28 protein-coding genes and 1 tRNA gene are annotated in these 26,110 nt (G+C 48.5%); 12 read left to right on the top strand and 17 right to left on the bottom strand.

Annotated features, from left to right (window positions below):
* The first annotated feature begins 34 nt into the window (after nt 1-34).
* From ACJHX7_RS01580 to ACJHX7_RS01570, 3 genes are all read left to right on the top strand, one after another.
* Nucleotides 35-148, top strand: coding sequence for a YceO family protein (locus ACJHX7_RS01580; protein ID WP_001253418.1), 114 nt, complete (start codon nt 35-37; stop codon nt 146-148).
* Between the two features lie 260 nt (nt 149-408).
* Nucleotides 409-975: a cytochrome b gene (locus tag ACJHX7_RS01575; RefSeq protein ID WP_032171105.1), complete on the top strand. Its 567-nt coding sequence runs from the start codon at nt 409-411 to the stop codon at nt 973-975.
* Between the two features lie 3 nt (nt 976-978).
* A complete protein-coding gene (locus ACJHX7_RS01570) occupies nt 979-1,554 on the top strand; it encodes a YceI family protein (protein WP_000749261.1) in 576 nt (191 codons plus the stop codon).
* A gap of 41 nt (nt 1,555-1,595) precedes the next feature.
* Here ACJHX7_RS01570 and ACJHX7_RS01565 read toward each other — a convergent pair whose 3' ends face one another.
* Nucleotides 1,596-2,648, bottom strand: coding sequence for a rhodanese-related sulfurtransferase (locus tag ACJHX7_RS01565; RefSeq protein ID WP_001330242.1), 1,053 nt, complete (start codon nt 2,646-2,648; stop codon nt 1,596-1,598).
* A 224-nt stretch (nt 2,649-2,872) separates the two neighbouring features.
* Between ACJHX7_RS01565 and lpxL the strand changes: the two genes are divergently transcribed.
* From lpxL to ACJHX7_RS01550, 3 genes are all read left to right on the top strand, one after another.
* Nucleotides 2,873-3,793, top strand: a complete 921-nt coding sequence (gene lpxL, locus ACJHX7_RS01560; RefSeq protein WP_094029804.1) for a kdo(2)-lipid IV(A) lauroyltransferase — start codon at nt 2,873-2,875, stop codon at nt 3,791-3,793.
* 171 nt (nt 3,794-3,964) lie between these two features.
* Nucleotides 3,965-5,191, top strand: coding sequence for a multidrug efflux MFS transporter MdtG (gene mdtG, locus ACJHX7_RS01555; protein WP_000074164.1), 1,227 nt, complete (start codon nt 3,965-3,967; stop codon nt 5,189-5,191).
* A gap of 82 nt (nt 5,192-5,273) precedes the next feature.
* Nucleotides 5,274-5,648: a MysB family protein gene (locus ACJHX7_RS01550; RefSeq protein WP_000180063.1), complete on the top strand. Its 375-nt coding sequence runs from the start codon at nt 5,274-5,276 to the stop codon at nt 5,646-5,648.
* On the opposite strand, the gene ACJHX7_RS01545 is transcribed toward ACJHX7_RS01550, so the two are convergent.
* The 3 genes from ACJHX7_RS01545 to mdoG all read right to left on the bottom strand — a co-directional run bounded on the left by ACJHX7_RS01545 (nt 5,649) and on the right by mdoG (nt 10,120).
* Nucleotides 5,649-5,876 (bottom strand): YceK/YidQ family lipoprotein, encoded by a 228-nt coding sequence (locus ACJHX7_RS01545; protein ID WP_001237205.1) that lies wholly within the window; start codon nt 5,874-5,876, stop codon nt 5,649-5,651. It lies immediately after the preceding gene.
* A gap of 172 nt (nt 5,877-6,048) precedes the next feature.
* Nucleotides 6,049-8,592, bottom strand: coding sequence for a glucans biosynthesis glucosyltransferase MdoH (gene mdoH, locus ACJHX7_RS01540; protein ID WP_001304473.1), 2,544 nt, complete (start codon nt 8,590-8,592; stop codon nt 6,049-6,051).
* A complete protein-coding gene (mdoG, locus tag ACJHX7_RS01535) occupies nt 8,585-10,120 on the bottom strand; it encodes a glucans biosynthesis protein MdoG (RefSeq protein ID WP_001300662.1) in 1,536 nt (511 codons plus the stop codon). Before mdoG ends, mdoH begins: the two co-directional genes overlap by 8 nt.
* A 393-nt stretch (nt 10,121-10,513) precedes the next feature.
* On the opposite strand from mdoG, the gene mdoC reads away from it, so the two are divergent.
* The gene (gene mdoC / locus ACJHX7_RS01530; RefSeq protein WP_001070362.1) at nt 10,514-11,671 is read left to right on the top strand and encodes a glucans biosynthesis protein MdoC; all 1,158 of its coding nucleotides are present in this window, start codon (nt 10,514-10,516) and stop codon (nt 11,669-11,671) included.
* Nucleotides 11,672-11,678: 7 nt separating this feature from the next.
* On the opposite strand, the gene clsC is transcribed toward mdoC, so the two are convergent.
* The 6 genes from clsC to csgB all read right to left on the bottom strand — a co-directional run bounded on the left by clsC (nt 11,679) and on the right by csgB (nt 15,504).
* Nucleotides 11,679-13,160 (bottom strand): cardiolipin synthase ClsC, encoded by a 1,482-nt coding sequence (clsC, locus tag ACJHX7_RS01525; RefSeq protein WP_001307714.1) that lies wholly within the window; start codon nt 13,158-13,160, stop codon nt 11,679-11,681.
* Entirely contained in the window at nt 13,102-13,635 is a 534-nt protein-coding gene (ymdB, locus tag ACJHX7_RS01520; protein WP_000857405.1) for an O-acetyl-ADP-ribose deacetylase, read from the bottom strand. Before ymdB ends, clsC begins: the two co-directional genes overlap by 59 nt.
* A gap of 94 nt (nt 13,636-13,729) precedes the next feature.
* A complete protein-coding gene (locus tag ACJHX7_RS01515; protein WP_000489565.1) occupies nt 13,730-14,041 on the bottom strand; it encodes a type 1 fimbrial protein in 312 nt (103 codons plus the stop codon).
* Nucleotides 14,042-14,161: 120 nt separating this feature from the next.
* Entirely contained in the window at nt 14,162-14,494 is a 333-nt protein-coding gene (gene csgC, locus ACJHX7_RS01510) for a curli assembly chaperone CsgC (RefSeq protein ID WP_000992818.1), read from the bottom strand.
* 58 nt (nt 14,495-14,552) lie between these two features.
* Complete coding sequence (gene csgA, locus ACJHX7_RS01505) at nt 14,553-15,008, bottom strand: curli major subunit CsgA (RefSeq protein WP_000771435.1); 456 nt, start codon at nt 15,006-15,008, stop codon at nt 14,553-14,555.
* 40 nt (nt 15,009-15,048) lie between these two features.
* Nucleotides 15,049-15,504 (bottom strand): curli minor subunit CsgB, encoded by a 456-nt coding sequence (csgB, locus tag ACJHX7_RS01500; protein WP_001360656.1) that lies wholly within the window; start codon nt 15,502-15,504, stop codon nt 15,049-15,051.
* 754 nt (nt 15,505-16,258) lie between these two features.
* Between csgB and csgD the strand changes: the two genes are divergently transcribed.
* From csgD to csgG, 4 genes are read left to right on the top strand one after another with little or no spacing between them, the layout of a single operon-like run.
* Nucleotides 16,259-16,909 carry a biofilm master transcriptional regulator CsgD gene (gene csgD, locus ACJHX7_RS01495; RefSeq protein WP_000481500.1) on the top strand — a complete coding sequence of 217 codons (651 nt, stop codon included), beginning with the start codon at nt 16,259-16,261 and terminating at the stop codon, nt 16,907-16,909.
* 4 nt (nt 16,910-16,913) lie between these two features.
* Entirely contained in the window at nt 16,914-17,303 is a 390-nt protein-coding gene (csgE, locus tag ACJHX7_RS01490; protein WP_000833288.1) for a curli production assembly/transport protein CsgE, read from the top strand.
* Nucleotides 17,304-17,327: 24 nt separating this feature from the next.
* The gene (csgF, locus tag ACJHX7_RS01485) at nt 17,328-17,744 is read left to right on the top strand and encodes a curli production assembly/transport protein CsgF (protein ID WP_001264096.1); all 417 of its coding nucleotides are present in this window, start codon (nt 17,328-17,330) and stop codon (nt 17,742-17,744) included.
* A gap of 26 nt (nt 17,745-17,770) precedes the next feature.
* Nucleotides 17,771-18,604, top strand: coding sequence for a curli production assembly/transport protein CsgG (gene csgG / locus ACJHX7_RS01480; protein WP_001189321.1), 834 nt, complete (start codon nt 17,771-17,773; stop codon nt 18,602-18,604).
* Between the two features lie 63 nt (nt 18,605-18,667).
* Here csgG and ACJHX7_RS01475 read toward each other — a convergent pair whose 3' ends face one another.
* From ACJHX7_RS01475 to ghrA, 4 genes are all read right to left on the bottom strand, one after another.
* Nucleotides 18,668-19,159, bottom strand: a complete 492-nt coding sequence (locus ACJHX7_RS01475) for a DUF1097 domain-containing protein (protein ID WP_001300785.1) — start codon at nt 19,157-19,159, stop codon at nt 18,668-18,670.
* A 101-nt stretch (nt 19,160-19,260) separates the two neighbouring features.
* Nucleotides 19,261-19,815, bottom strand: coding sequence for a molecular chaperone YcdY (ycdY, locus tag ACJHX7_RS01470; protein WP_001001921.1), 555 nt, complete (start codon nt 19,813-19,815; stop codon nt 19,261-19,263).
* 23 nt (nt 19,816-19,838) lie between these two features.
* A complete protein-coding gene (gene ycdX / locus ACJHX7_RS01465; protein WP_094029805.1) occupies nt 19,839-20,576 on the bottom strand; it encodes a zinc-binding phosphatase in 738 nt (245 codons plus the stop codon).
* Nucleotides 20,577-20,630: 54 nt separating this feature from the next.
* Nucleotides 20,631-21,569: a glyoxylate/hydroxypyruvate reductase GhrA gene (gene ghrA / locus ACJHX7_RS01460; protein ID WP_410231513.1), complete on the bottom strand. Its 939-nt coding sequence runs from the start codon at nt 21,567-21,569 to the stop codon at nt 20,631-20,633.
* Between the two features lie 233 nt (nt 21,570-21,802).
* Between ghrA and ACJHX7_RS01455 the strand changes: the two genes are divergently transcribed.
* Nucleotides 21,803-21,890, top strand: a tRNA-Ser gene (locus ACJHX7_RS01455).
* A 270-nt stretch (nt 21,891-22,160) separates the two neighbouring features.
* Here the strand turns inward: ACJHX7_RS01455 and ACJHX7_RS01450 are convergent.
* The 3 genes from ACJHX7_RS01450 to efeB all read right to left on the bottom strand — a co-directional run bounded on the left by ACJHX7_RS01450 (nt 22,161) and on the right by efeB (nt 26,107).
* Nucleotides 22,161-22,847: a DUF2726 domain-containing protein gene (locus tag ACJHX7_RS01450; RefSeq protein WP_001361396.1), complete on the bottom strand. Its 687-nt coding sequence runs from the start codon at nt 22,845-22,847 to the stop codon at nt 22,161-22,163.
* A gap of 562 nt (nt 22,848-23,409) precedes the next feature.
* Nucleotides 23,410-24,198 (bottom strand): phosphate starvation-inducible protein PhoH, encoded by a 789-nt coding sequence (gene phoH / locus ACJHX7_RS01445; RefSeq protein WP_000533533.1) that lies wholly within the window; start codon nt 24,196-24,198, stop codon nt 23,410-23,412.
* Nucleotides 24,199-24,835: 637 nt separating this feature from the next.
* The gene (gene efeB, locus ACJHX7_RS01440) at nt 24,836-26,107 is read right to left on the bottom strand and encodes an iron uptake transporter deferrochelatase/peroxidase subunit (RefSeq protein ID WP_001199158.1); all 1,272 of its coding nucleotides are present in this window, start codon (nt 26,105-26,107) and stop codon (nt 24,836-24,838) included.
* Nucleotides 26,108-26,110: the final 3 nt, after the last annotated feature.

The following is a 26,110-nucleotide window of genomic DNA, read 5'->3' as shown; positions in this document are numbered from 1 at the left end:
CTCCAGAATGAGGCCGTTTTTACAGGAGTATTTAATGCGTCGGCTGTTGCACTATCTCATCAATAATATTCGCGAGCATCTGATGCTTTATCTTTTTCTCTGGGGATTGTTGGCAATTATGGATCTGATCTATGTGTTTTATTTTTAGTTTTCCGCACTGACATAAACTGACAAATATTTAATCTCCCTTTCATATAGCGTGAAAAATTGAATGAGATTATTCCTGCTTCAACAGCACTCACCAGACATCTCTGATGCTGAACCCACTAAACTTATGAAGATTCTTTCATTATTAATTCAAAATTATTGAAATAAAAATAAATATCATTCGATTTGTTATTTTTGTGTTGCAATTCATTCTCCGACACGCCATTTTCTTTCTCTCGCAAAGTCGTTTTGGATGCACTTATGTCATTCACAAATACCCCTGAACGCTATGGTGTTATATCTGCGGCCTTACATTGGATAAGCGCAATTATTGTCTACGGCATGTTTGCTTTAGGTCTGTGGATGGTCACGCTCAGTTATTACGATGGCTGGTATCACAAAGCACCCGAACTGCATAAAAGCATCGGTATTTTGTTAATGATGGGGCTGGTTATTCGCGTTCTGTGGCGCGTCATATCTCCACCGCCGGGTCCGCTGCAGAGTTATTCTCCCATGACTCGTCTTGGCGCAAAGGCTGGACATCTCGCATTGTACTTATTGCTGTTCGCCATCGGCATCAGCGGCTATCTGATCTCAACTGCCGATGGTAAACCGATCAGCGTTTTTGGCTGGTTTGACGTCCCCGCGACCCTCGCCGACGCTGGCGCACAGGCTGACTTTGCCGGTGCCCTGCATTTTTGGCTCGCGTGGAGCGTCGTAGTACTGTCCGTTATGCATGGATTTATGGCCCTGAAGCATCATTTCATCGATAAAGACGACACTCTGAAGCGCATGCTGGGAAAGTCGTCATCTGACTATGGAGTATAAAAAATGAAAAAAAGCCTGCTTGGTTTAACCTTCGCTTCCCTGATGTTCTCTGCCGGTTCAGCGGTTGCCGCCGATTACAAAATTGACAAAGAAGGTCAGCACGCCTTTGTTAACTTCCGCATCCAGCATCTTGGCTATAGCTGGTTATATGGCACCTTTAAAGATTTCGACGGTACTTTTACCTTTGATGAAAAAAATCCGGCTGCCGATAAAGTGAATGTGACAATTAACACCACCAGCGTCGATACTAATCACGCCGAACGCGATAAACATCTTCGCAGTGCAGATTTCCTCAATACTGCAAAATATCCACAGGCAACATTCACCTCCACCAGCGTGAAGAAAGACGGTGACGAATTGGATATTACCGGCGATCTGACGCTGAATGGCGTAACCAAACCCGTCACGCTGGAAGCGAAATTAATTGGTCAAGGCGACGACCCGTGGGGTGGTAAACGTGCAGGCTTCGAGGCCGAAGGCAAAATTAAGCTCAAGGACTTCAATATCAAAACAGATTTAGGTCCAGCTTCTCAGGAAGTGGATCTGATTATTTCAGTGGAAGGCGTACAGCAGAAGTAAGAGTGAAATGTTGCCGGATGGCACGCATCCGGCAATGATATTTATTCTGTTGGATCAGGAATGCCCAGTGTTGTATTCAGACGTCCACGAGACTTATTAAAGATCTTATTGCCATTTTCACGTCCTGCCCGACGGCGTCGCTGTTCTTCAGGCGGTAACGCGCTTTCTTCGCAGCAAATCTCACTACAACAACCTTTGTATTTTTCCGCACATACTGGACACTGAATAAAAAGCAGGTGGCAGCCATCATTTTTACAGTTGGTATGGCTGTCGCACGGCGCACCGCACTGGTGGCAATACGCGATAATCTCATCAGATATACGTTCGCCCATCCGCTCGTCAAAAACAAAATTTTTGCCAATAAAACGTACCGGTAAACCCTGCTCGCGCGCCTTGCGGGCGTATTCAATAATTCCGCCCTCGATATGCCAGACTTTATTGAATCCGTTATGTTTCATCCAGGCACTGGCCTTTTCACAACGAATGCCGCCGGTGCAGTACATAACGATTTTTTTATCTTTATGTGCCTGCATCATCTCGACTGCTTTTGGCAGCTGCTCACGGAAGGTATCTGCCGGAATTTCCAGCGCGTTTTCAAAGTGCCCCACTTCATACTCATAGTGGTTACGCATGTCGATAAACAATGCATCGGGATCGTCAAGCATGGCGTTCACTTCCGCCGCTTGCAGATACTCACCCACATTGCTGGCATCAAAGTGAGGATCGTCAATACCGTCGGCAACGATACGATCGCGGACCTTCATGCGCAGTACCCAGAAGGATTTCCCGTCATCATCCAACGCGATATTCAGGCGTAAGCCCTCTAAAGCCGGGTCGAAGGCATAAAGCTGCGCGCGAAATGTTTCAACATTGCTCGCAGGTACGCTGATTTGCGCGTTAATGCCCTCATGCGCCAGATACACTCGCCCAAAAACATTCAGCGCGGTAAACAGCTGATATAAAGCGTCACGGGTCGCCTTAGGATCGGCGATGTGGAAATACTTATAAAACGAAATGGTGGTTCGCGGTTCGCTCTCAGCCAACATTTTGGCTTTTAACGCGTCGTTGGAAATGCGGTTGTGTAACACTGGCATGGTGTACGGTTCCTGCGAGATGAGAAAGTAAAAATCCGCGGCATGATATAGCAATTATCGATAATTAACATCCACACATTTTACGCTACATTTGCGCATTAAAAATTATTTGTTATTTACAAGCGCGGCAATTTCGCCCAGTCTTCAGTCACAAATTTTGGTTGCGGACGAAAAAATGCGACAATACATACAATTGCCCGTATAGGTTGAAAAACAGGATTGATATGACGAATCTACCCAAGTTCTCCACCGCACTGCTTCATCCGCGTTATTGGTTAACCTGGTTGGGTATTGGCGTACTTTGGTTAGTCGTGCAATTGCCCTACCCGGTTATCTACCGCCTCGGTTGTGGATTAGGAAAACTTGCGTTACGTTTTATGAAACGACGCGCAAAAATTGTGCATCGCAACCTGGAACTGTGCTTCCCGGAAATGAGCGAACAAGAACGCCGTAAAATGGTGGTGAAGAATTTCGAATCCGTTGGCATGGGACTGATGGAAACTGGCATGGCGTGGTTCTGGCCGGACCGCAGAATCGCCCGCTGGACGGAAGTGATCGGCATGGAACACATTCGTGACGTGCAGGCGCAAAAACGCGGCATCCTGTTAGTTGGCATCCATTTTCTGACACTGGAGCTTGGTGCGCGGCAGTTTGGTATGCAGGAACCGGGGATTGGCGTTTACCGCCCGAACGATAATCCACTGATTGACTGGCTACAAACCTGGGGCCGTTTGCGCTCAAATAAATCGATGCTCGACCGCAAAGATTTAAAAGGCATGATTAAAGCCCTGAAAAAAGGCGAAGTGGTCTGGTACGCACCGGATCATGATTACGGCCCGCGCTCAAGCGTTTTCGTCCCGTTGTTTGCCGTTGAGCAGGCTGCGACCACGACCGGAACCTGGATGCTGGCACGGATGTCCGGCGCATGTCTGGTGCCCTTCGTTCCATGCCGTAAGCCAGATGGCAAAGGGTATCAGTTGATTATACTGCCGCCAGAGTGTTCTCCGCCGCTGGATGATGCCGAAACCACCGCCGCGTGGATGAACAAAGTGGTCGAAAAATGCATCATGATGGCACCAGAGCAGTATATGTGGTTACACCGTCGCTTTAAAACACGCCCGGAAGGCGTTCCTTCACGCTATTAAATCTTCCATGCTGGATGCTTCAGAATGGCATCCGGCATTACCACAGCAAATCCCCCTGATTTAGCGATAAAAGCTCTCTGGATTGCGCCCCCTGGAAGTCGGGCGCATAATTAGTGTGCTTATCTTTTCTTCTTATGTTCACCGCGCCTGGCGCACCAACAGCGGATTGCTATGTCACCCTGTGAAAATGACACCCCTATAAACTGGAAACGAAACCTGATCGTCGCCTGGCTAGGCTGTTTTCTTACCGGTGCCGCCTTCAGTCTGGTAATGCCCTTCTTACCCCTCTACGTTGAGCAGCTTGGCGTTACCGGTCACTCCGCCCTGAATATGTGGTCCGGTATTGTCTTCAGCATTACATTTTTATTTTCGGCCATCGCCTCACCGTTTTGGGGTGGACTCGCCGACCGTAAAGGCCGAAAACTCATGCTATTACGCTCTGCTCTCGGCATGGGCATCGTGATGGTGTTGATGGGACTGGCACAAAATATCTGGCAGTTTTTGATCCTGCGGGCGCTTCTTGGTTTACTTGGCGGATTTGTCCCCAACGCTAATGCTCTTATCGCCACACAAGTACCGCGTAATAAAAGCGGCTGGGCGCTGGGTACGCTCTCCACAGGCGGCGTTAGCGGCGCGTTGCTCGGCCCAATGGCTGGCGGTTTGCTCGCTGATAGCTACGGCTTACGTCCGGTATTCTTTATTACCGCCAGTGTGCTCATACTCTGCTTTTTCGTCACCCTGTTTTGCATCAGAGAAAAATTCCAGCCGGTCAGCAAAAAAGAGATGCTGCATATGCGGGAAGTGGTGACATCACTTAAAAACCCGAAACTGATACTCAGCCTGTTTGTCACCACGTTAATCATCCAGGTGGCGACGGGCTCAATTGCCCCCATTCTGACGCTGTATGTCCGCGAACTGGCGGGTAACGTCAGTAACGTCGCTTTTATCAGTGGCATGATCGCCTCGGTGCCAGGCGTGGCGGCTCTGCTGAGTGCACCACGACTCGGCAAACTTGGCGATCGAATCGGCCCCGAAAAGATCCTGATTACGGCGCTGATCTTTTCTGTACTGCTGTTGATCCCAATGTCATACGTTCAGACGCCATTACAACTTGGGATTTTACGTTTTTTGCTCGGTGCCGCCGATGGTGCACTACTCCCCGCCGTACAGACACTGTTGGTTTACAACTCGAGCAACCAAATCGCCGGGCGTATCTTCAGCTATAACCAGTCGTTTCGTGATATTGGAAACGTTACCGGACCATTGATGGGAGCCGCGATTTCAGCGAACTACGGTTTCAGAGCGGTATTTCTCGTCACCGCTGGCGTAGTGTTATTCAACGCAGTCTATTCATGGAACAGTCTACGTCGTCGTCGAATACCCCAGGTATCGAACTGATTTTTCGCCTTTCATACTTGCAAAAGCGGAGAATCAGCTATCCTTTTCCCTGAAACCTCATCAACTCAAAGGGAGAATCGTGATGACCATGTACGCAACGCTTGAAGAAGCCATTGACGCTGCACGCGAAGAATTTCTTGCAGACAACCCCGGCATCGACGCCGAAAACGCGAATGTGCAACAGTTCAATGCCCAAAAATACGTTTTGCAGGACGGCGACATCATGTGGCAAGTTGAGTTTTTTGCCGACGAAGGGGAAGAAGGTGAATGTTTACCCATGCTTAGCGGTGAAGCTGCGCAAAGTGTCTTTGACGGCGACTATGATGAGATAGAGATCCGCCAGGAGTGGCAGGAAGAGAATACATTACATGAATGGGACGAGGGGGAATTTCAGCTTGAGCCACCGCTGGATACCGAGGAAGGACGCGCAGCAGCTGATGAGTGGGATGAACGTTAATCACTCATACGGGCCATGATGAATGTCGATCGGCAGCAGTAAAGTATCAAAAACCAGGGAGAATGGCAGATCAAGGATCGTGACATAACGCCAGGCGGAGTCACGCACATCCCATTGCACACCGGGATAATATTGGTTGCCATGCCCCTGCCCCGGTATAGTGCGACTAATGATGCTGCCACAGCCACTCAGCAAGGTCACCATGATGCTCACCACAATTAAACGCATTTGATACCTCTTCCGTAAAAAAATACCGGCATAACGCCGGTATTTTTATTGGCTCGTTGTTTTTGCCGGATGCGGCGTGAACGCCTTGCTCGACCCACAAAATTTTGCAAAATCAATAATTTGCAGGAACAATGTAGGCCTGATAAGCGTAGCGCATCAGGCAACTACGTTTTTATTGCGAAGCCGCATCCGGTTTACGCAATGCCAGTGGATTGAGCTTTATCCCTTCGTAATAACTCACCCATGAAGAATATCTCTCAGGGGAATTCCAGACGCGGAAATGCAGACGGGCCATCGTCACCGGATCGCTTAGCAGCACCAGGCGACGATCGCGATTCAGCTTCTCTGGCGTCTCGTTCAGCGCCTGTTCAACGTGGCGGTCACGGGCGATTTCCAGCACCTTACTGGCCCGGTGACGCGCGGTCGCCATTGCGGTTGCCAGAGCGTTAAATGACGGGTTAAACACTGCGTGCATAAAGCCATCGTCAAGGGAGCGTTGGCGATTCATCTCAAGGAACCGATCGGTATCAACCAGCACCTGCGGCGGTGAATACTCTTCCGGGATCAGGAACAGTTTCCAGCGTTTGGTGCGCAGACCAACGGTGGCACGGCTGGAAATCACCGAAACAAACGGTGACAGGATCAACGAGAAGACAATCGGTGCCAGCCAGAACAGGAAACGCAGATCCAACCACGCCATCCCAACAGCCCACACTAACCCTAACAGCAGCTGTGAGCCGTGGCGTTTGAACGCTTCACCCCAGGAAGTGGAGTCATCATCACGCTGCGGTGAATTCCACACCACTTCCCAGCCAAGGAACGCGCTGACGACGAAGACCGTATGGAACAGCATGCGTACCGGAGCCAGCAGCACGGAAAACAGCACTTCCAGCAGCAACGATAATGTAACGCGCCAGAAGCCGCCGTATTCTTTCGTTCCTTTGCACCAGATAAGCAAAATGCTCAATAACTTCGGCAGGAACAACAGCACCATGGTCGAAGCAAAAAGTGCAATCGCCAGCTCAGGACGCCACTGCGGCCACACCGGGAATAACTGCCGTGGTTGCAGGAAGTATTGCGGTTCGGTCAACGCATGCACTACCTGCAATGCAGTAGAGAGCGCGAGGAACATAAACCACAACGGAGCGGAGAGATAAGACATCACGCCCGTCAGGAACACCGCACGGTGAACCGGATGCATACCCTTCACCAGGAACAGACGGAAGTTCATCAGGTTACCGTGGCACCAGCGGCGGTCACGTTTTAGCTCATCAAGCAAGTTAGGCGGTAATTCTTCATAAGAACCCGGGAGATCGTAAGCAATCCAGACTCCCCAACCTGCACGGCGCATCAACGCCGCTTCCACGAAGTCATGTGACAGGATTGAACCGGCAAAGGAACCTTCGCCCGGCAGCGGAGCCAGTGCGCAGTGCTCGATAAACGGTTTCACGCGGATAATCGCGTTATGTCCCCAGTAGTGCGACTCGCCAAGTTGCCAGAAGTGCAAACCGGCTGTAAACAGTGGCCCATACACGCGGGTCGCGAACTGCTGACAGCGCGCATACAGCGTATCCATACCGGACGCTTTCGGCGACGACTGAATGATCCCGGCGTTCGGGTTGGCTTCCATCAGGCGCACCAGGCCGCACAAACAATCACCGGTCATTACCGAGTCAGCATCCAGCACCACCATGTAGCTGTACTGGCTGCCCCATCGACGGCAGAAGTCATCGATATTACCGCTTTTACGCTTCACGCGACGACGGCGGCGGCGATAGAAAATCTGACCTTCGCCACCGACTTCAGCGATAAGCTCCATCCAGGCTTTTTGCTCTGCGACGCAGATATCCGGGTTATAACTGTCACTCAGAATGTAAACATCAAAGTGTTTGGCATTCCCGGTGGCTTTTACTGATTCCCACGTTGCACGCAAGCCAGCAAAAACACGGTTCACGTCTTCGTTACAGATAGGCATGATCAACGCCGTGCGATGCTCCGGGTTTAATGGTTCATCGCCAACTGTCGACGCAGATATACTGTATTTATCGCGACCAATAAGCAGTTGCAGGAAGCCCATCAACGCCGTCCAGAATCCGGCGGACACCCAACAGAACAGTACCGCAAAGAGGATCAGGATACCGGTTTGCAGCATATAAGGCAGAAGCTGCATGAAGGAAACCCACACATCCTGACCAACCATATCCATAGGATTAATCAGCGCCCAACCCTGATAAGGAAGAATGGTCTTCATATACCAGGTCGCGACGACAGTTTGCGCGAGCGTCAGGATCAACAGAATGTAACGGCGGATAGTACCGACGGTACGCCACTTTTGCTCGCTCTCCTGCTCTTCTTTGGTCAAACGAGCCAGATAGCGCGGCGTTACATCGCGTCCACGCAGGCGATCCCAGAAACGGCCTACAGGGTTGGTACGCCACGGGTCGGGAAACATCGAGGAGCGTTTTGCTTCTGGCATCGCCTTAAGCTGATCGCGCCCTTCATCATCTTTAATTAACTGTCCATCAGCAAGTGAATCTGGCCAGGCTTGTTCCAGACGCGCCTTTACCGAGCCTTGCGGGGAGTCATCCTCCCGCGCCCAAGTGCGGTGTTCGGCATCCAGCGCCTGATGAACGGCGCGGATATCAGTCTTCGGCAATGCCGCTTTCTCGCTTGCGGCGATGGGCATTGCGTCAATGTACTCAGTTGTCTTATTCATTGGCAGGTAACTGGTAGCTCCAGGTTTCACTCAACGTCTGATCGGCATTCACCAGCGCAGCACGCATTTCAGTGGTTTTCTTGGCATCTTTCACTTTCACACGCATCACCAGACGCCAGCCTTTGGTAACCGGGTTATAGCGCACCGTGCTTTCCACTATCTCACCATTATCACCAATGCTGGTTTGCGCTGTGACCGGGGTATCCTCTGGCAGTTTTTTCATCTCTGCGCCGGTAAAATCGACCACAAAGGCGATAGTACCGTCAGGCTGGCGAATCAGGTTCGACTGCTTCACATCCCCCGTTGAACGACGCGTTTGTTGCACCCATGCGTTATCTGGCGCATGCAGTTTGTCTTCATCACGGCTGAAGGTGATGGTGTATTTAAAGTTCATCTCTTTACCCGGCTCCGGCAGCTGATCCGGCGTCCAGTAAGCGACGATGTTATCGTTGGTTTCATCGTTGGTTGGAATTTCCACCAGCTCAACGCTGCCTTTGCCCCACTCCCCTTTCGGAGTCACCCATGCGCTTGGACGGAGATCGTAACGATCATCAAGATCTTCAAAGCGGGAGAAATCACGACCGCGCTGCAACAGACCGAAGCCTTGCGGGTTTTCCATCGAGAAGCTGCTGACCGCTAAATGTTTCGGGTTATTCAACGGACGCCAGATCCATTCGCCATTACCAGCATGGATAGACAGACCGTTAGAGTCGTGCAACTCCGGACGATAGTTATTTGCAGGCGACGGTTGGTTCGGCCCAAACAGGAACATACTGGTTAACGGTGCAACCCCCAGTTTGCCGACTTTATCGCGCAGATAGATTTTCGACTGCACATCCACAACCGTGTCACGCCCTGGCATAACTACGAATTTGTAAGCACCTGTCGCGCGCGGCGAGTCAAGCAATGCATAAATGGTTAAACGTTTATCAGTCGGTTTTGGACGCTCGATCCAGAACTCTTTGAAGCGTGGAAATTCTTCACCCGATGGCAAGGCGGTATCAATTGCCAGGCCGCGGGCAGAAAGGCCATAAACCTGACCTGCACCAATCACGCGGAAATAGCTGGCCCCGAGCATGCTGACGATTTCATCGTTTTTATCTTTGCTGTTGATCGGGTAAAGCACTTTAAAACCGGCGAAACCAAGGTCTTTTACCGTGTCTTTGTCATGCTGAACATCGCCGAAAGTGAAATAATCCGGGCTGTATTTGATTCGTTTGACTGCGGTGGCAGTCACTTCATTTATTTTGACCGGGGTATCGAAGTACATACCCTGATGGTAGAACTCGAGTTTGAATGGGGTCTTCAGATTGTTCCAGTACGCTTTGTCATGATTAAACTGGATCTGCTGATAGTCCGCGTATTTCATGTCGCGGAAAACGGAGGGCAAGTTGCTTTTAGGCGCCTCATAGCCTTTCCCGGCTAAGGATTGAGCTTGCTTTGCGACATCATCAATACTGAAAGCCCAGCTTGAAGAGGTATACAGGGTTAACATTACTGCAGCACTCAACCAACGCATTTTCATCATTTGTAGTTTATGTTTCATAATTAGTAAGCACTTCCCCCTTTGTGTGCTTATATCGATCCGATCTATTTTAATGGATAACCAGCCATTCCGACAACAGAATCCCGGTATCGTTCAGCACGCTGGCTCATGGATTAAGCACCTGATTGCAACCGTTTTCACTTTCCGTGCTTCTCCTAAAGACAGAAGCATCGACTTCGTGTAGGGTTTGCCAGCAAATTTATTTATCAACCGTCTTACAGACGCTTCCATTCTGGTTAGTGGTAGCGATGATGCTATGCATAAAAACCTTGAAGCCTGCGTCTGGCGCGGTCAGGTCGGTGTCGCTATGGCAACAAGCCTAAAGGCATAACCCGACAGGGATAAGACGAAAAATCCGAGATTAGTTAACCATATATGAATCCAGTACCCGCGCAACGTGAATATTTCCTCGACTCCATCCGCGCCTGGCTGATGTTGTTAGGGATCCCTTTTCATATTTCTTTAATCTATTCGAGCCATACATGGCATGTGAATAGCGCCGAACCGTCATTGTGGCTGACCCTTTTTAATGACTTCATCCACTCGTTCCGCATGCAGGTATTTTTCGTTATATCCGGCTACTTTTCCTACATGCTTTTTTTACGCTATCCCTTGAAAAAATGGTGGAAAGTACGTGTCGAACGTGTAGGTATCCCGATGTTAACAGCCATCCCCCTACTGACATTACCGCAATTTATTATGCTGCAATACGTCAAAGGGAAAGCGGAAAGTTGGCCTAGGCTATCATTGTATGACAAATATAATACGTTGGCCTGGGAATTAATATCACACCTGTGGTTTTTACTGGTGTTAGTAGTCATGACGACGCTGTGCGTATGGATATTTAAACGCATCAGAAATAATTTAGAAAATTCTGATAAAACGAATAAAAAATTCTCGATGGTAAAACTATCGGTGATTTTTTTGTGCCTCGGCATCGGTTATGCGGTAATAAGAAGAACGATTTTTATTGTGTATCCGCCCATTCTGAGTAATGGCATGTTCAATTTTATTGTCATGCAAACGCTATTTTATTTGCCGTTCTTTATCCTAGGCGCACTGGCTTTCATTTTCCCTCATCTTAAAGCCTTGTTTACCACGCCGTCTCGTGGCTGTACCCTTGCAGCAGCATTGGCGTTTGTCGCTTATTTACTCAACCAGCGCTATGGCAGTGGCGATGCCTGGATGTACGAAACCGAGTCGGTGATCACCATGGTCCTCGGTCTGTGGATGGTGAATGTGGTCTTCTCCTTTGGCCACCGTTTGCTAAACTTCCAGTCAGCGCGGGTGACTTATTTTGTTAACGCATCGCTGTTTATCTATCTGGTTCACCACCCGTTAACGCTGTTTTTCGGCGCATACATTACACCGCACATCACCTCCAACTGGCTTGGTTTTCTCTGTGGCCTGATATTCGTTGTAGGGATTGCGATAATTCTGTATGAAATTCATTTACGCATCCCGTTACTGAAGTTTTTGTTCTCTGGTAAACCGGTTGTCAAGCGTGAGAACGATAAAGCACCAGCCCGTTAAGCCACGCTTATAATAACCATTCCACGGGCAATATCGACGCCAGTCTGACCATAACCCGCTTCCAGAAACTGGTGGCGGGTTCTTTTTTGAGAATAATCTCTTTCTTTGCATGACGATCAACCCAGTTGATCCGTCCCCACCTGTCCAGACGGAGCTGCCAGGCCGCATCATACTGGCTCTGAATAAAGCGTTTATCAATTAACTGTGCCAGCGTTTCGCTCTCTATCACGAACCCCATTTCAGTATTGAGCAATGTCGAACGCGGATCGAAATTGAAAGAGCCGATAAACACCGTTTTACCATCGATGCTAAAGGTTTTAGCATGCAGGCTGGCACCGGAATTACCGGTTATGCCGCGATCGTGTAACGTACTACTTTGTTCACGCGTCGGCTTGAGTTCATATAATTCCACGCCGTAGCGGAGCAATTTTTTGCGCCAGCGTGCGTATCCGGCATGGACGACAGCAACATCGTTAGCGGCAAGAGAATTGGTTAGGATCGCAATCTTTACCCCTTTTCTCACCATCCGTAAGAGTTGCGCCACACCTGCGCGTGTCGGTACAAAATAGGAAGAGATAATATCGATGCGTTCACTGGGTGAGCCCATGATATCGAACAGGCGCTGCGGTAACAGTGAATGCCGTTTTGCCTTGCCTTCCCCTTTCGCCGGATCATCACTTAATAAACGTGTTTTCGCCCAGATAAGCGGCAACGTTCCATCAACCAGATGATTTATAAACGGACTGGATTCCATTTTGCGTAAGTAACGATGCGTCATAGCATCGTTATGCCAGGAGGCGGGTAACTCGATGCGATCCGCCATTTCACCTTCCGGGACATCCAGCACCTGCTGTAAGGGTGAAACCGATTTGCAATACCAGTAGCGGGCGAAATCATCGGCAACGTCCTCTACCACGGGTCCTATTGCCATGACATCTAAATCCGAAAAAAGTGGCTCTTCCCCTGCCCCAAAATAGGCATCACCAATATTTCGACCTCCCACCAGCGTCACCACGCCATCGACAGTGAAACTTTTATTGTGCATACGGCGATTGAGACGGGAAAAGTCGGTGATATAACCAAGCGGACGTAGCAAGCGAAACGAGAAAGGATTAAAAAGCCGGACTTCAATGCGGGGATGACTGTCAAGCAAGCGTAAAATGTCGTCAAGTCCGGGTGTATTGTTGTCGTCCAGCAACAAACGGACGCGAACGCCACGCTTTGCTGCGGCTAACAGGGCGGAAAACAGTAACCGACCCGACATATCGTCCTGCCAGATGTAATACTGAACATCCAGCGTATGCTCTGCCATTTCGGCCAGACGATACCGGGCGGCAAACGCATCCAGACTTTTCTCCAGAGGGAAAAGACCACACTGACCGGGATGTTGCGAACACAGTGGCAGCACCGCGCTCGCCAGCCGGGGCAAATCATTCATCTCCTTGTTGGGTAAGGAGTCTTTCGTAGAGGTGGGCGTTTTCTTCATCATAACAGACAAAGTATACCTGTTCGGGTAAAGCGTGACGGGTAATAAATTCTGAAACGGTTTTTACTGCGATTTCAGCCGCTGCCGCACGAGGGTAACCATAAACCCCAGTACTGATTGCAGGAAAAGCCACTGACGTATAGCTGTTTGCCGCCACCAGTCGTAGGCTATTGAGATAGGCATCCTGCAAAAGCTGGTCTTCGTTTTGTTCACCACCACGCCAGACTGGCCCGACGGTGTGCACTACGGCTTTAGCGGGAAGATCGCCTGCAAGCGTAATAACGGCATGCCCCGTAGGGCAATCGCCCTGCTGTTGCCTGACTTTTAAACAGGCATCCAGCAGCGCCGGACCCGCTGCGCGATGAATGGCCCCATCGACGCCGCCGCCTCCCATTAATGACGGATTAGCCGCATTCACAATCACATCAACGGCCAGTTTGGTAATATCACCCTGCACAACATGAATACGCGTTTTCATAACGCCTCCTTACACCTTCTTGTTTCTTAAGTGTACAGCAGGCTTTTTGGTTAAATCGCATTTTTCTGCTCAGCAAGGTGAGTTGTTCAGAAACTTAGTTATATTCGATGTTCATTACAGCCAGCTTTTTCTGTTTATCAAGATACTGCACTTTTACTGAGGCTATTTGCGCGTTTTTGACATTGCCGCTCATTAACGCTTTGCTGGAATAGGTTCTGCCCGGAACAGAGCCATTCTGTGGGCAGTTCATTTCTACGGGTGATGACTGGGTGCTGACGTCACATGCCGGTTCCACAATTTGGCCATAAAAGTGGATCACGCCCCCTTGCGCGCTGCTTCCTGCGATGGCAATAAAAGGAAAAAACATACTGCCGAGCATTAGAGAGTCTAAAAAAGGTCTGAACATTTATTCTATTTCCTCAATGATTAGTCATCCTTGAGGGTTGTGTTATCCATACTTTCAGGTTGGCTGATCCGCAGCAGACCATTCTCTCCAGATTCATCTTATGCTCGATATTTCAACAAATTAAGACTTTTCTGAAGAGGGCGGCCATTGTTGTGATAAATGAAGTGACTGTCCATCAGAAACAGTAACAACTATTTTCACCCGATCGTCCGGGGAAATATTTAAACTCAACTTCGTCAAAGCAATGGGTTGATTAGCAGGCAATGAGAGGGTCTTTTCTTGCTTCGTCTGACTTTGCCCTGAACTGCCTTCGCGCAGGGACAATATTTGTACTCTGCACAGACAAGATTGAGTAAGAGTGACTTCAGGAATAATGGTGTACATATCCCCTTGCTGGGTCGTATTAAAGGTTATCTGACTGGAAAGTGCCGCAAGGAGTAATAACGCATTCATATTCTTCTCCCGAAAAAAAACAGGGCTTGCGCCCTGTTTCTTTAATACAGAGGATGTATTAGTACTGATGAGCGGTCGCGTTGTTACCAAAGCCAACCTGAGTGACGTTAACGCTGGAGTTAGATGCAGTCTGGTCAACAGCAGCACCGTTACCGCCACCGAACTGTTTAACAGTCATAGTAGAATCTTTACCATTCCACTGATCAAGAGTAGCGCTGTTGCCGAAACCACGCTGAGTCAGATCGATTGAGCTGTCATCAGAACCTTGGCCAACATCTGCGCCGTTACCGCCGCCGTGCTGGGTAATGGTCAGATCAGAGTTACGGGCGTCAGCTTGCAGAGCAAGAGCAGAGTTACCGCCACCGTACTGGTAAATGTTCAGCTCTGAATTTGGGCCGCTATTATTACCGCCACCACCGTGGTTACCGCCGCCGCCGTACTGAGGAACAACACCTGCCAGAGCGCTACCAGAGAATACGATTGCTGCAATTGCTGCTACTTTTAAAAGTTTCATGTAAAACCCCCATCGGATTGATTTAAAAGTCGAATGGAAATTAACGTTGTGTCACGCGAATAGCCATTTGCGACTGTCTCTGCACTACAATTGCCGTTTTTTGAGTACCATACTGTGTAATATTTGCTTTATTACCAGAACCTTTCTGGATAATCATCGCAGTATTACCATAAGCACCTTGCGAAATACTGGCATCGTTGGCATTGCCCGCCTGATCAATATATGCAAGGTTATAATCTCCTGTCTGGTCAATCTTTGCCCGGTTGCTACTACCTTCTTGCGCAACAACCGCCAAAAGTTTTGAGCCTCCCTGCCGTAACTGAGCACTATTATTAGTCCCAGCTTGACCAATTATGGCTGCCTGATTAAATGAAGACTTACTCAATTCATTTACCGCGAAGTTATATTCTGAATTAGCTAAATCATAACCTGCTGCGGCTGCAATCCCAGGCGCACCCAGTATTGTTAACATCATAAATAACAATTTGTTTTTCATGTTGTCACCCTGGACCTGGTCGTACATTTAAGAAATTAAATCATTTCAACTTGGTTGTTAACGCAACCTGTATTTTGTTAACGCTGCGTTACGATGGAAAGTATGTCTGCGGAAATATTTTTAATAACTCACCCGCGCGTTGTATTTTTCTTTTTTTGTTCATACCAAAGTATTAAAACCCACGTAAATACGCTGTTATCTACGCAAAAAAATATTTTGTTTTCTTTTAAATCTCCGTTTTCCGCAATCAAAAATCACCAGACAGCCATTCTTCTTGCCCGTCGCTGATTGCTGCGATATGTCTTGCGCACAAGCCGTGACAAACCTCGTCTTTTTGCAGTAAAAAATTGTCCACGGAGGTGTGGAGAAAAAACAAGAACGTTTTACATGACGAAAGGACTACACCGAAATATTTTTTATATGCATTATTAGCAAGTTAGCACCATTTGTATGATTTTTTAAAATTGTGCAATAAAAACCAAATGTACAACTTTTCTATCATTTCTAAACTTAATAAAACCTTAAGGTTAACATTTTAATATAACGAGTTACATTTAGTTACATGTTTAACACTTGATTTAAGATTTGTAATGGCTAGATTGAAATCAGATGTAATCCATTAGTTTTATATTTTACCCATTTAGGGCTGATTTATTACTACACACAGCAGTGCAACATCTGTCAGTACTTCTGGTGCTTCTATTTTAGAGGCAGCTGTCAGGTGTGCGATCAATAAAAAAAGCGGGGTTTCATCATGTTTAATGAAGTCCATAGTATCCATGGTCATACATTATTGTTGATCACTAAACCTTCTTTGCAGGCGACAGCTCTCTTGCAGCACCTTAAACAATCGCTGGCAATTACAGGAAAATTACATAATATTCAACGTTCTCTGGACGATATATCTTCAGGCTCTATTATTCTTCTGGATATGATGGAAGCGGATAAAAAGCTTATCCATTATTGGCAGGATACTTTGAGCAGGAAAAACAACAATATCAAAATATTGTTGCTAAATACGCCTGAAGATTACCCGTACCGCGACATTGAAAACTGGCCTCATATCAACGGCGTTTTTTATGCCATGGAGGATCAAGAACGTGTTGTCAATGGGTTGCAAGGCGTCCTGCGCGGCGAATGCTACTTTACGCAAAAGCTTGCCAGCTACCTGATTACGCATTCGGGTAACTATCGTTATAACAGCACGGAATCAGCCCTCCTTACTCATCGGGAAAAAGAGATCCTGAATAAGCTGCGTATCGGCGCGTCTAATAACGAGATCGCTCGTTCGTTGTTCATCAGCGAAAATACGGTTAAAACGCATCTTTATAACCTTTTCAAGAAGATAGCTGTAAAAAACCGGACACAAGCGGTTTCCTGGGCAAACGATAACCTCAGGCGATAAAGCCATGAAACGTTATTTACGCTGGATTGTGGCGGCAGAATTTCTGTTCGCCGCAGGGAATCTTCACGCCGTTGAGGTAGAAGTCCCGGGATTGTTAACTGACCATACTGTTTCATCTATTGGCCATGATTTTTACCGAGCCTTTAGTGATAAATGGGAAAGTGACTATACGGGTAACTTAACGATTAATGAAAGGCCCAGTGCACGATGGGGAAGTTGGATCACTATAACGGTCAATCAGGACGTTATTTTCCAGACTTTTTTATTCCCGTTGAAAAGAGACTTCGAAAAAACTGTCGTCTTTGCACTGATTCAAACTGAAGAAGCACTAAATCGTCGCCAGATAAATCAGGCGTTATTAAGTACGGGCGATTTGGCGCATGATGAATTTTAAATAAAAAATTGTTCGGAGGCTGCAATGCGTGTCAAACATGCAGTAGTTCTACTCATGCTTATTTCGCCTTTAAGTTGGGCTGGAACCATGACTTTCCAGTTCCGTAATCCAAACTTTGGTGGTAACCCAAATAATGGCGCTTTTTTATTAAATAGCGCCCAGGCCCAAAACTCGTATAAAGATCCGAGCTATAACGATGACTATGGTATTGAAACACCCTCAGCGTTAGATAACTTTACTCAGGCCATCCAGTCACAAATTTTAGGTGGGCTACTGTCGAATATTAATACCGGTAAACCGGGCCGCATGGTGACCAACGATTATATTGTTGATATTGCTAACCGCGATGGTCAATTGCAGTTGAACGTGACAGATCGTAAAACCGGACAAACCTCGACCATCCAGGTTTCGGGTTTACAAAATAACTCAACCGATTTTTAAGCCCCAGCTTCATAAGGAAAATAATCATGCAGCGCTTATTTCTTTTGGTTGCCGTCATGTTACTGAGCGGATGCTTAACCGCCCCGCCTAAAGAAGCAGCCAGACCGACATTAATGCCTCGTGCTCAGAGCTACAAAGATTTGACCCATCTGCCAGCGCCGACGGGTAAGATCTTTGTTTCGGTATACAACATTCAGGACGAAACCGGGCAATTTAAACCTTACCCGGCAAGTAACTTCTCCACTGCTGTTCCGCAAAGCGCCACGGCAATGCTGGTCACGGCATTGAAAGATTCTCGCTGGTTTATACCGCTGGAGCGCCAGGGCTTACAAAACCTGCTTAACGAGCGCAAGATTATTCGTGCGGCACAAGAAAACGGTACGGTTGCCATTAATAACCGAATCCCGCTGCAGTCTTTAACGGCGGCAAATATCATGGTTGAAGGTTCGATTATCGGTTATGAAAGCAACGTTAAATCGGGCGGGGTTGGGGCAAGATATTTTGGGATCGGTGCCGACACGCAATACCAGCTTGATCAGATTGCCGTGAACCTGCGTGTCGTCAATGTGAGTACCGGTGAGATCCTCTCCTCGGTGAACACCAGTAAGACGATACTTTCCTATGAAGTTCAGGCCGGGGTTTTCCGCTTTATTGACTACCAGCGCTTGCTGGAAGGGGAAGTGGGTTACACCTCGAACGAACCCGTTATGCTGTGCCTGATGTCGGCTATCGAAACAGGGGTCATTTTCCTGATTAATGATGGTATTGACCGTGGTCTGTGGGATTTGCAGAACAAAGCAGAACGGCAGAACGACATTCTGGTGAAATACCGCCATATGTCGGTTCCACCGGAATCCTGACAGATAAAAAAGCCGGAATTATCATCCGGCATTTTACGGTTTAAGCGAAAGCGTGAGTGCCCCTCACGCTTTATTTTTGATTTCCTGCTCACGGTGCGCCGTCTTTGCACTACGCGCCGCCAGCCACAGGCCGCTGTTTTTCATTGCGTAACCAAATATCAGCCCAAGCGCCAGCGAAGGTAACACCAGTTTCCAGTCACCCTGCCCGGCAAACGTCGCGCATGCGCCTATAAACGTCCCCGGAACAAATGAAAGCAGCAGCTGTTTGGCCTGAATACACATCAGAAACGCGACAATACCGGTTATGACATAACCGAGAATTTCCAGATGTGGTGCCAGTGCACTACCGTAAATAATGACCATCGCCCACACCACGCCACTAAGCAGGGTTGCAGCGGAGATCGCCAGCCCTTTCAGCCCACCTTGCGGGCAGGCAAAGTAGGCCGTACAGCCCAGGAAGCCCGCCCAGCTTAGTAAGCCCAGGGAAACAGCCACCCATCCCCAGATACCGGAGAGAATGCCTGTTGTGATTGCAATAGAGAGAAGTATGTTCATGCCGCGCATGATAGCAGAAAACGCGGCCATGAATGAGATCGAGCACACATTTTATGCAACAACAAATTATCTATTGCAGTTATGAGTGATGCAGATCACATTTACTCTTCAGAATCTTCTTCCAGCTCGTCCCACATTGCACTAATAGCATCGCGGGTTAGCGGTGCCATGGTGCGCCAAAAAGGCGTAGTTGCATGGGCCTCCACTTTACCAAGGAACGCACCACACCAGGGTAACAGATACTCACTGAACAGTGTTTCCAGTGCTTCGCTCTCATCTTCCGTTGACTGATCTTCCAGCCAGGAAGCCGCGAGCAGCAATGTGCCGATGTGATCGGCTGGCGTATCCGCTAATGGCATCCCCCGTTCGGAAAGAAAAGCGCGCACTTCCGCTTCCGTCGCGCCCTCAACCCATGCGCTACGATATGGCGGCACAGCACATTCATCGCCGATAAACAACGCATTGTAATCGGCAGAGACTTGCGTCATATCACAGCTTTTCTGCAAACGTGTCAGCAACTCATCCTGCTCCAGTGGCCAGTTCGCAGCCAGTTTCCCCTCACGAATCAGGGTAAACAGCGGCACCAGTAAAGGATCTTGTGGTTGGCGGTAATAGAGCGAACCCAGCACACGACAGAGGATAGAAAACTCGTTCATTAATATATTTCCATTACTAGTAATTAAAGGTCTGCAAATTCCGCAATCGGTGCCATACCGCGAGATTCAAGGAAGTTCAGTAAGCGGCGCGGAGAAACATTCAAAATGCGCTCTGGCGGAAAATCTACCGCGTCGAGGATTTTAAGACACTCTTCAAATTCACCCATGGTAAACGCGGTGTGAGAATCCGAGCCTAATGCCACCCAACCTCCAGCGTCACGTACCGCTGCGGCTACCGCACGACAGTTGTCTTCACTGCCCTTACGTGAGTGTAAAAATGAGGAATTATTGATTTCCAGCGCCACCTGATGTTTCGCGGCTGCTTCAGCAACGGCTTTAACATCTATTTTATATTTCGGATTTCCGGGATGGCTTATTATATGCACATTGCCGCTGGCGATAGTGGCGATCATCGCTTGTGTATTGGTCGCTTTGTCATGCGGCGCAAAAACCGGCTCATGAAAACCGGCAATAATCAGATCCAGCGAATCAAACATTTTGCCGCTGCAATCAATTTCACCATCAACATTTTTAATGTTAGCTTCGATGCCGCGCAGGATCCCAACCCCATCAACCACTCGCGGCCAGATACGCATGTTAATGAAGTGCCAGTGATGCGGCGCATCTTCCATATCCGGGCCATGATCGGTGATAGCAAAAAGTTTAATGCCCTTTTGTTTGGCCTGGGCAATGTAATCACTCAATGTGCTATATGCATGCGTGCTGCCAACGGTATGCATATGAAGGTCGACGGGATACATAACTCTCTCCTGTATTCAATTCCCGCCAAGGATAGCAGGAAACCTGATGCTTTATTAGTAGCCGCGTGCGCGGTCGACTTGCCCGCAGACCCTCCCCCCTTTTTCGAGCTGGGCAATGGTGCGCGAAATGTAATCCACAGCTTCAGCGGGACGGGTAATCGCGGCGACATGTGGTGTTATCGTCACGCGTGGATGTTGCCAGAGCGGACTTTCCGGCGGTAAGGGTTCACGATTAAAAACATCCAGCATTGCGCCTTTAACTTTGCCGCTATCCAGCGCCGCGAGCAGGTCATCTTCCACGACATGAACACCACGCGCCAGGTTGAGGAGATACGCGCCATCCGGTAATTTTTCGAGTAATTGTTGATTAATAATGCCGACGGTTTCAGGTGTATTCGGTAACAAATTAATCAATACCCGACATTGGATCAGAAATGCAGACAGTTCTTCCCGTCCGGCAAAGCTTTGCACGCCAGGCCACGATTTACGGGTTCGACTCCAGCAACGCAGCGGAAAGCGCCAGGTTTGCAGACTCTGAGCAACTTTACTGCCCAGTACGCCTGCGCCCAAAATGCCGATGGTAAAATCTTCCCGATGATATTCAGGAAGCGGTTGCCAATGCGAACTATTTTGCTGGATGCGATAATCGTCAAAACGTCGAAACCAATGCAGCACCTGACTGACAGCATATTCCTGCATTTGCTCGCCCATACCGGTATCTTCCAGGCGAAAAAGTGGAACAGAAGGCTTCAGCATTTCAGGGTGTGCCTGTAGCTTGCTCAAAATAGAATCAACACCGGCCCCGAGTGCGAACACCGCTTTAAGATCGCGCCCTGCCAGCATTTCAACTGGAGGATGCCAGACTAAAGCATAATCAGCAGAGTCATTATCTCCGCTTTTCCATGCTCTGACTCTTGCCTGAGGAATAGCTTTGCGCAGTGCCTCAATCCACCATTGGGTATCGAACGTTGGGTGATAAAAGATGATATCCATACTGACTCCCGAAAAGCGTTGCGCGAAATTTATTCGCACTTATCGTTATGATCTACAAAAGCCACCAGCATAACAAATCCGTGGTCGGTGGCAAAAAAAGCAAATTTCGCTTATTAAAACTGCATATTGATTGAAGTTTGAATAATCGAGCGATTTTTTAAAAAAGTTTGTTGACCTCAGGTCATGATTTCCCTAAATTAGCGCCCGTTACAGCAAGACAGGAACGACAATTTGGTGAGGTGTCCGAGTGGCTGAAGGAGCACGCCTGGAAAGTGTGTATACGGCAACGTATCGGGGGTTCGAATCCCCCCCTCACCGCCATATTTAAAGAAGAGCTCGTACGAAAGTACGGGCTTTTTTTCGTATATTGCATACACCGGGGGATCAGAAGCCCCGATCGGGGTTCGACAACTGGCGACAGCCAGTTGGACAGACCGTGAACGCAGCGAGCGGGCTGCCCGCAGGGCGAGCGAAGCGAGTCAATCCCCCCCTCACCGCCATATTTAAAGAAGAGCTTGTACGAAAGTACGAGCTTTTTTTTCGTATATTGCACACACCGGGGGGATGAGAAGCCCCGACCGGGAGACTTAGTTAATGCAACGGTTCACCCTTTGTCGCCGCGGCTAATGGGCGCATTTTGTCACGGGTATCCCAGACCGGAGGGATTTCATCCAATTTAGTGACAGAAGCTCGTACAAAAGGCACCCGTGCAATAGTCATAATCGTATTCAACCAACGGTCACGAATAATGCGATCTGCCCTTTCATGACTCGGATCATCCAGCTCAATAACACAGACTATTTTATTGTTCTTCTTTGAAACCAGAACATAATCCATTGCCATTCCATTATAAATTGCAAAGAAACGCTTTCTTTCTTCTTCGCTAAACTCGGGTTGTTCTGGAAAGTTGATCAAGCGCCCCAGAGAGACCTGGCAATGGATATGACAATAATGTCCAAACCATTTCTCCAGATTATCAAAATAGATTTTTTCACAACGCGTAATTAACCACTCTTTTCCTTCCAATAAAATACCTTCGGCAACCATTCCCTGGAACAACTCATCTCGTTCTTGCCAACGAGAGTCACGATAGATTTTCTGCGGTGTATAGCTCCTTGTCGACGCCTTAACAGCAGGGGAAGTTGCAGAGGAAGGAACTGGTTGCGATTTAGTGATGATTACCGATGAGGCAACTTTTCGGAGTGTCAATTTTCTGGCAACAGCAAAACCGGCGACAAATGCAATTGTCAAACAAGTTACAAAAACCATAAAGCTCATAATTAATCTTCACCTATCCATGTTGATTATATTTCATTACTAACGCTACTCGCTGTAGCGAGTTACATGCCAACAATTCAACGATCTATATATAGTTAGTATCATGTTTTGATTATTACAACCATACCTATTTTGCCATTGCGACTTGCCGTCCACAAAAAATAACAACACACAATATTAGCCAAAAATTTAATTAAGATTAACCTTATATTTTTAATATTATCCCTAAAAAATAAAATCAGGAGAATATATTCGGTGTTAATCAGTCAGTCAAATTTTGGCTCATTGTTGATTAAACCTCATACGCAAAATTGGCACCAGACCTCCTGTACAGGTTGAATGGCTGGAAAAAGATAGGCAAAAAACTCTCCGCGCTGGCGGCATTACATTGGTCGCGTGCTATGACGAAAAATGCCTGGTAAAAGCATCTAAACCAGAATTAATTTCAGCTTATCAACACGCTCAAAGTCGCCCCCCAGAACGTTAACCTGAAGTAAAAGTCTTTGCTGTTAATGAAATAAAACAAAGCCCGGTTCGCCCGGGCTCTGCACCGATAATACACTTAACTGTATGCATGTAGCGTACGTTGGCAAAGTGCCGAACGTACGCAATCCTCTTTACCGAATCGGACGATCCCGACCATTTCATCCTCTTCGAAACGTTCCAGCGCGTCACTTAATCCGGAGCACACGCCGCGAGGCAAATCGCATTGCGTGATATCACCGTTGACGATAACCGTCACGTTCTCCCCGAGGCGGGTTAAAAACATTTTCATTTGCGCGGCAGTCACATTCTGCGCCTCGTCAAGAATGACGACTGCATTTTCAAAGGTACGTCCACGCATATAGGCGAACGGCGCAATTTCCACCTTCCCTATTTCTGGTCGCAGGCAGTACTGCATAAAGGAAGCCCCTAAGCGCCGAACCAGCACATCGTAGACCGGGCGAAAATAGGGAGCAAACTTTTCTGCGATATCACCAGGTAGGAAGCCAAGATCTTCATCGGCTTGCAGAACTGGACGGGTGACGATAATCCTGTCGACATCCTTATGTATCAGGGCCTCTGCCGCTTTTGCTGCGCTGATCCAGGTTTTTCCGCACCCAGCTTCGCCCGTGGCGAATATCAGCTGCTTACTCTCAATAGCCTTCAGATAGTGCAATTGCGCTTCATTTCGCGCGAGGATGGGCGAAGTATCGCGACTGTCGCGGGCCATACCAATGGCTTCTACGCCGCTCATTTGCACAAGCGAGGTGACCGATTCTTCTTCACGCTGCTTATGGCTGCGCGAATCCCGTCTCAGCACACGTTTTGCCTCGCGACGAGCTTTGATCACTGCTTTTTGTCTTCCCATGGAGAGCACCTTGAGTTGTTTGTATTCATCACACGCGCCGTTGGCAGCGCGATTATGCGCACGAACATCAGAGGGTTGGCTTCCTTGTAAGCCATAGTTTGCTTTTGGATAAAATGCCGAAAAACGGCTACGCACACCGTTTGCGGCGTCGGTAACACGAGTAAAGAGAGGAAGTGAGAAAAATACAGAGTGACGAAGTTGCTACCGGAGGAGAAATCTCCGCGAGTGGTGGAGCCTTGCTTAACAAAACATTGTCCAGAACAGGACGTTACCATCCGCGATCTCCATAGTGACTGACTATCACTGCCGGGAACTTCCGCTGCTACTTAATAATTACAACAGATCTCGCATTCATTGCAACAATATATTCACTTATATTTAACTATAAAACACCATTTCAGTGACATTAGTTTCTACTGGAAAGATGACAGAGTGATGACAGAGATGAAAAAAGCTGTGTGCTTTCAGCAGGATTCGCATCAGTAATCAATGCATGAACGCCGGATGCGGCGTGACCGCCTTATTCAGCCTACCGAACCCGCACCGATTGTAGGCATGATAAGACGCGCAAGCGTCGCATCAGGCATCAACGCACGAACGCCGGATGTGGCACGAACGCCTTATCCGCCTAAAAACATTAAACCCGCAATAACGCGCTTCCGAGATAATCATTCGCGTCCTTCACTCCCGGCAGCGCAAAAAAATAACCGCCGCCGATGGGTTTAACGTATTCCTCCAGCGCTTCGCCATTGAGCCTTTTTTGTACTGTCAGGAAGCCTTTTTCCAGATCATGTTGGTAGCAGACAAACAGTAGCCCCATATCCAGTTGCCCGGAGTTGGTGACGCCCAGTGAATAACTGTAGCCACGACGCAGCATCAGGCTGGACTCACTCTCTGGCGTGCGGGGATTCGCCAGCCGGATATGGCTGTCCAGCGCGATCACCTTCCCTTCCGGATCGCTGGCGTAATCGGGAACATCATGCTCATGCTGCATTCCCAGCGGCGCACCGGTTTGCTTATCACGACCAAATATCGTCTGCTGCTCTTTCAGCGGCGTTCTGTCCCAAAATTCCACCCGAAACTGAATCAAGCGTACTGCCTGATAGCTGCCACCGATTGTCCACGCAGGCTCCTGCTGATCTGCCGTCACCCACACCACTTTTTGCATCAACTTCGCATTCTGGCTATCGGGATTGGCGGTGCCGTCTTTAAAGCCCAGCAAATTTATCGGCGTCTCTTTGCCTTTACTACGCGCTGCGTGGTCGGAAATAAACCCTTCCCGCTTCCAGCGCACGCTGAGCAAATCCGGCGTGTGTTTGATGATATCGCGCAGCGCATGGATCACCGTGTCCTGGGTGTTGGCGCAAATTTGTAGCAACACATCACCATGACATAACGCCGCATCCAGCGAGTCGTTGGGGAAACGCGTCATTTTCTGCAACTTTTTCGGCATCTGCGGTGTAAGGCCAAACCGCTCATCAAACAATGAGTGGCCCACCGATAACGTGATGGTGAGATTATCGGACGCAATGTAGCCGCCAAGAATGCCGGAATCGAGTGGTGGCAGGCGCGGATTTGGCGTTTCTGGTGCCGCTCCGCCCTGAGTCAGAAAAGCAAAACGCTGAGTCAACAAGCGAAACAACCGTTCAAGATCGGTTTTATCGCTGGCAAGCACATCAAACGCCACCAGCATCATTGCCGCCTGCTGCGGCGTCAGAATACCCGCCTGATGTTCGCCATAAAACGGCTGCGCTTCACTGCGCGCATCCGGTGAAAGCGTCCCCGGCGCACTTTGCGTTTTTTGAGCATGCGCTACCGGACAACTTCCTGCCAGCGCCAGCGCGCCAATCCCTTTCAGTAAACGTCGGCGTGACGGTTCATTCACGCCGTTTTCATCTTCATACTGCATAAC

Source organism: Escherichia sp. WS1451 (assembly GCF_046487365.1).
Lineage (GTDB): Bacteria > Pseudomonadota > Gammaproteobacteria > Enterobacterales > Enterobacteriaceae > Escherichia > Escherichia coli.
Note: the sequence above shows the minus strand (reverse complement) of the source record. Positions and strands in the feature narration are given on the sequence as shown.